The sequence below is a fragment of the Flavobacterium sp. GCM10023249 genome, from assembly GCF_042653365.1.
Classification (GTDB): Bacteria; Bacteroidota; Bacteroidia; order Flavobacteriales; family Flavobacteriaceae; genus Flavobacterium.
Map to the genome: position 1 here is coordinate 1 of NZ_JBHSHZ010000020.1, position 5,726 is coordinate 5,726.

Below are 5,726 nucleotides of genomic sequence, written 5' to 3' on the forward strand. Positions count from 1 at the left end.
TGTACTAACTGTACCTATCCTGCCCTTTTGGAAGGATATGTATGATAAAACAATACATATAAACAAGTTAGCGGTAATCGCAGCATAACATACTAAAAAATGATATTAAGAATTGCTCGACATACTAATAAAATAGAAGAGTTGAAAATCTTCTATACAGAACTAATGGGTCTCGAAATACTCGGCGAATTTCACAATCACGATGGTTATGACGGTGTTTTTGTCGGCAAAGAGAACTTAAATTGGCATTTAGAATTCACAACTTCGTGCGAAAAAGCAAAGCAAAGAATTGATGATGATGATTTAATAGTTTTTTATCCCGAAAGTGAAAGTGAATACCAAAATATAATTGAAAGGATTAAAGCCAAACAAATCAAAATTGTAAATGCTAAAAATCCTTATTGGAATCAAAATGGAATATTGATAAAAGATCCTGATGGTTTTGGTGTAATAATTAGTGCTTTAAAAACCAAGTAACGACTACCGCTAACAGCCGTTTGGCGCAATGGCTGGGTTGCTTAGTTACCTTGACGTTTTTTCTTCACGAAAAAACTTTATCTTTAACAGAAATTAATCAGTCCGCTGGCATCGCCACTGACGCCAAGCGGCGGAACGTTATGAGCAAGCTTAAAACCGCCCTATGAGTACAGAAAGAGCTAAAATGATAAAATCATTAAATCAAATTTTTATACCTGAATTAAGAAAATTAAAATTCAAGGGAAGCTTTCCTCATTTTAGAAAAACTGAAAATGAAAAAACAAACTTATTGACTTTTCAATTTGACAGAGATGGCGGAGGATTTGTAATCGAACTTGCAAACCATAAAGGAAAAGAATATAAAACTTATTGGAATGAAATTATAGAGTTGAATAAATTGACAGCACATAACTTAAACGAAAGAAAGAGAATATATCCTAATTCCGAAAATGAAGAAAACGGAAAAAATAGTTGGTTTAGATATGATAAAACGTCACTTCTAAGTTTTGGAAACAAATATGACAAACTTGCTAAAAAAGCCGTAGAAAGGATTCCTTTGATGGAGAAATATTGGAACGAAATAATATAAAATAAAAGCCTGCTCATAACCGCCATTTGGCTCAATTGCTAGTTTTTCTTAAAAATTGAAACTAACATTTCACGCAGAAATTTTTATCTTAACCGAAAATAATCAAACCGCTTTGCCCGCAACTAAGCCAAGTGGCCACACGTTGGCGGTAATTCTACAACCCATATTTAAAATAGAAAACCTACATGAAAGAAATCGACATAGAAAGATGGAACCGAAAAGAACATTTTGAATTCTTTTCGAAAATGGCAAGCCCATATTTTGGAATTATTACAGAATTAGATTGTAGCAATGCTTATAAAAAAACTCAAGAAAACGGACAATCGTTTTTTTCATATTATCTACACAAATCCATGATTGCGGTAAATTCAGTCGAAGAGTTGAAATTAAGAATCGTAGAAAATAAGGTAATATCATTTGACAAAATAAATGCTGGCTTTACAGTCGGAAGACAAGACGGAACATTCGGTTTTGCATTTGCGAATTTTTATGAGGATTTTGAAACTTTTAATGCTGAAGTACAAGAAGAAATTAATGCCGTACAGAACTCAATTGGATTACGTTTAAATGATGATGATGTAAAGAAAGACCTGATTCGTCATTCAACAATTCCTTGGACTTCATTTTCAGGACTTTTACATCCAACAAATTTTGACAGAACGGAGTCTGTCCCAAAAATAACATTTGGGAAATTTAGTATTCGAGAAGGGAAAAAGTTTTTACCTGTATCAATTGAAGCTCATCACGGATTAGTTGATGGTTTTCATTTTGCAAAATACTTAGAAGAATTTCAAACGCAACTTAACAAATGATAAGAACTACCGCCAACAGCGGTTTTGCGCTATACCTGGTTGCGTAGTCAACTTGACGTTTTTTCTTCACGAAAAAACTCTATCTTTAACAGAAAATAATCTGCCCGCTGGCATCGCTACAGCGCAAAGCCGCGGAACGTTGGCAGCAATGATACGAACACTTATCTTAATGACATGAAAGCAGGAAATTTTAAAGGAGCATTATTAGAATATATCATTAGAGAATTACTAAAAAGTTGTGGCTTTTCGAATGTTAAATCTGATGGTTTATATGCATTTGAAAGAAGTGGGTTGTATTTTTTGAACGGTAAAGGAGCAGCACACGATGCAGATATTATTATGAATCCACCGATTCAAATGCCATTTGCTTATCCAACACAATTAATTTTTGAATGTAAAGCTTACGCTAGCTCACTAAGTTTACCTATCGTCAGAAATGCACTCGGACTTAGAAATGATTTAAATGACTTTGAAATTGTAACTAAAAAAAGCCTTCTTAAACGACAAAATAATAGAAGAGCTGATTATGCAATTGAGCAGCGAAACAGATATCTTTATCAAGTTGGTGTTGCGTCCATAAATTTATTTACACGCCCTGCAGTTGAGTTCGCAGCAAATAATAAAATTCCTCTTATATCACTAAGTTGGTTTTTAAGCCAACCGGTTATAGACTTAATAAATGGAATTAATCAAAGGTTTATAGACAGCTTACCCAATAATGCCGTTGAAAATCTATATTCATTTTTTAAAGACAGAAATGGAGATATTAATAGTAACGAATACTTAGCCGCAAAAAACTTAATTGCAGAAGAACCAACAATCCGTGAAATCATACATTTTGCGCGATTGAGCATAAAATATTCATATGTTGGATTATTAGAAACAGGTGATTTAGTATTTCTTTTTGCTAAAACTAAAAGTGAAAATAACATTCTAAATAGAATAACTTCCTTCAGCGACTTATTAGCAGAAATCCATTGGCAAAGTGACAGACCTAATGTGTGGACATTGACAGTTAGTTCAAGGTCTGAAAGAAATGAATCCACAGAATTTGATTTCTTCGTTCCTGATAAAATTCTACGTCGGTGGGAAAAGTTTAACTTCGATAAAAACGAAGCTCTAAACATTAAAGAAGACTTCTTTTCAAAGATATTTGTTTTTAATAATAAAAATAACAATTTAGCGCCGTTTTCTATTATATCAATTGATGCAGAGTGGCTTTACAGAGCGAGAAGAAGATTGAACGAGCAATAAAATCACTGCTGCCAACAGCGGTTTCAAGAAATGGCGAGACTCGGGATTTATCAGAAATTGGAAAGGTTTTTAATTAAAAGTTTTGGTTATATTTGAGAAGGCTTGGTCTTGGTTTATCGCCACTTCTTGAAGCCGCGAAACGTTATGCGTCAGCTTAAAACCGCCCCGAACAGACAATTGAAATTTTAAAAATATGCTTAAACTTTACAAACTAATCGATAATCAACTTCACTATTGGGAAACTTGGGACAAAGATGAAAAAACAGCAGTTGTACATTGGGGCGTTGTTGGACAACGAGGACAAGACAAAGAAGTTAAAAACGGACTTTTCTCAAATTTTAGAAAGACTGTTCAGAAAGAAATTAACGTAAAACTTAAAGAAGGTTATTCGGAATTTGACGACGACAAAGTGTCATTTTTAGAAATTGAATTTGAAATTGACGGATTCGGAACTGACGAAGATTTAGATAAACGACACAGACTTGAAGAAAGAATGGATGAAGTTTTAGGTTGGACAGGACTAGGTCACACGGACGGAGGAAGTATTGGAAGTGGTACAATGGAAGTAGGCTGTATGGTAGTTGATTTTGAAATAGCAAAAAAAATAATTGAACTAAATTTAGTAAACACGGAATTTGCTGATTACACTAGAATATACAGCATAGATAATGAATAATAAGCCGAACGCATAACAGCCGTTTGGCTCAATTGCTAGATTTTCGTAAAATTTAAGCTATCAATTCACGAAGAAAATTTTATCTTAACCGAAAATAATCAACACGCTTTGCCCGCAACTAAGCCAAGCGGCCACACGTTGGCAGTAATTCACAGTACACACATCTTCAGAAAAGGCGAATGATAGAAAACGTAATTAGGTATCGGATATTTTTTATAATATTATTATTGGCTTTCTGTTCAATATTTCAAGAATCTCCATATCATGGTGACTACTACGGCGTGCCAGCATTTGGATTTTATTTCTTAATTACATTTTTAAATATGTTAGTTTATTTAATTCCAACAGAGAAATTAATCTTTGTTGAGAAATTGGTCTACGCTGGAATAGTTTCAATTGTTGTTCTCATTGGAGCTGGAATAGACGTTGGTCAAATTATGGGTTGGATTTATGGTTACGATTCAAATTGGGATGAATTGAAATCTCCAGCAATATTAGACAGTGCGCTTTTTTATTTTATTGCCAATTTTAGCGGAATTGGAATATTTAAAATTTGGCTTAAATATAAGAAACCGATTTACAGATGAACTACTGCCAACAGCGGTTTTGCGCAATGGCTCGTTTATCTTTCTTGGAAAATAATCTGCTAATTCAAATTTTGCTTATCTTTCGAATAATTATTAATGTTCCGCCACTGCGCAAAGCCGCGGCACGTTAGCAAACATTTTTCTCACTGCGCCACAAGAACCAAAATCTTAAAATGAAAAATTTCTTAATCTTACCAGTAGTTCTCTTGATTTTATTTTCAAGTTGCAAAAAAGATTTTTCAAAGGAAATAGAAAATCCGAAGTTTGTTAGAACTTGGTACGATACTGTTCAAGGAATGCCATATAGAGCAACATTAATTATTAAGGGAAACAAAACTTTTGAGTTTTCAGATCATGCTTGCCAATCTGGCTCCAAAAGTAATGGAATGTGGAAAATTGTGAATGATACAATAACCTTGAAAAGTATAAAACCGAAAGATTGTCTTTTTCAACATCGTTTTGGAGTTTATTGCATTAAGATTGGTGATAAAAGTTATTTTGAAAATAATAAAACAATAAAAGGTTGTGAACCAAGCGGAAGAGAATCTGACTATGAAATTTTTGAAAATGAAAAATTTATTATTAGAAACGACACTTTGATTCACATAAACCAAGCAAAAAATGATTGCGGTGAAATAAGAGTTGCATTTTCAACAAAAGAGAAAGTGAGAAAAGTTTATAGTAAATAAAAAACGTTTGCTAACCGCCATTTGGCTCAATTGCTAGTTTTTCTAAAATTGAAACAATCAAATCACGCAGAAAGTTTTAACTTAACGGAAAATAATCAACACGCTTTGACCACAACTAAGCCAAGTGGCCAAACGTTAGCCGTCAGTTTACGTAAATAGAAAATTTAAGGTGAAAAGAAATAATTAAACCAAAAAATATGAAACAAAGCTATTCGAAATATTATTGGGTTTTCATACTTGCACTACAATCCTATTTAGCGTTTGAAAAAATTATAACCGATAAATTTTACTTGTGGAATATAGTAGCCTTAATTGCTTCAATTGTATTTTTATATTATCGCATAAAACTGAATAAAATTCTTCTAAATCCTGAAAGAATGATAATTCTAATAATAGTTATTAATGGAATAACATCAACTATCACAAATCTGGTTTTGAATTCTGATATAATACGAATCGTAATCACAATAATAATCACAATCGTTTCTATTATTATTGGAAACTCAATAAAAAGCACAGAAAACACAGCGGAAGCAAATAGCGAAAGAATAGAAAAATAAAACCGAACGGCTAACAAAGAACTGTGCTTAAAAACAAATAAAAAGTATTTTTTTTAAATAAATTTAGGCATGGTACTTCTAT

7 protein-coding genes are annotated in these 5,726 nt (G+C 32.7%); all 7 read left to right on the plus strand.

The window, feature by feature from the left end; all coding sequences use genetic code 11:
• Nucleotides 1-99: 99 nt before the first annotated feature.
• Entirely contained in the window at nucleotides 100-477 is a 378-nt protein-coding gene (locus ACFO7M_RS15700) for a VOC family protein (protein WP_379736755.1), read from the plus strand.
• A 163-nt stretch (nucleotides 478-640) separates the two neighbouring features.
• Complete coding sequence (locus ACFO7M_RS15705; protein WP_379736757.1) at nucleotides 641-1,066, plus strand: DUF4304 domain-containing protein; 426 nt, start codon at nucleotides 641-643, stop codon at nucleotides 1,064-1,066.
• 185 nt (nucleotides 1,067-1,251) lie between these two features.
• Entirely contained in the window at nucleotides 1,252-1,878 is a 627-nt protein-coding gene (locus tag ACFO7M_RS15710) for a CatA-like O-acetyltransferase (RefSeq protein WP_379736759.1), read from the plus strand.
• Between the two features lie 174 nt (nucleotides 1,879-2,052).
• Nucleotides 2,053-3,132: a hypothetical protein gene (locus ACFO7M_RS15715; protein ID WP_379736762.1), complete on the plus strand. Its 1,080-nt coding sequence runs from the start codon at nucleotides 2,053-2,055 to the stop codon at nucleotides 3,130-3,132.
• Between the two features lie 193 nt (nucleotides 3,133-3,325).
• Nucleotides 3,326-3,808, plus strand: coding sequence for a hypothetical protein (locus ACFO7M_RS15720; protein ID WP_379736764.1), 483 nt, complete (start codon nucleotides 3,326-3,328; stop codon nucleotides 3,806-3,808).
• A gap of 179 nt (nucleotides 3,809-3,987) precedes the next feature.
• Nucleotides 3,988-4,395, plus strand: a complete 408-nt coding sequence (locus ACFO7M_RS15725) for a hypothetical protein (protein WP_379712111.1) — start codon at nucleotides 3,988-3,990, stop codon at nucleotides 4,393-4,395.
• Nucleotides 4,396-4,568: 173 nt separating this feature from the next.
• Nucleotides 4,569-5,084 carry a hypothetical protein gene (locus ACFO7M_RS15730; protein ID WP_379736766.1) on the plus strand — a complete coding sequence of 172 codons (516 nt, stop codon included), beginning with the start codon at nucleotides 4,569-4,571 and terminating at the stop codon, nucleotides 5,082-5,084.
• The last annotated feature ends 642 nt before the right edge of the window (nucleotides 5,085-5,726 follow it).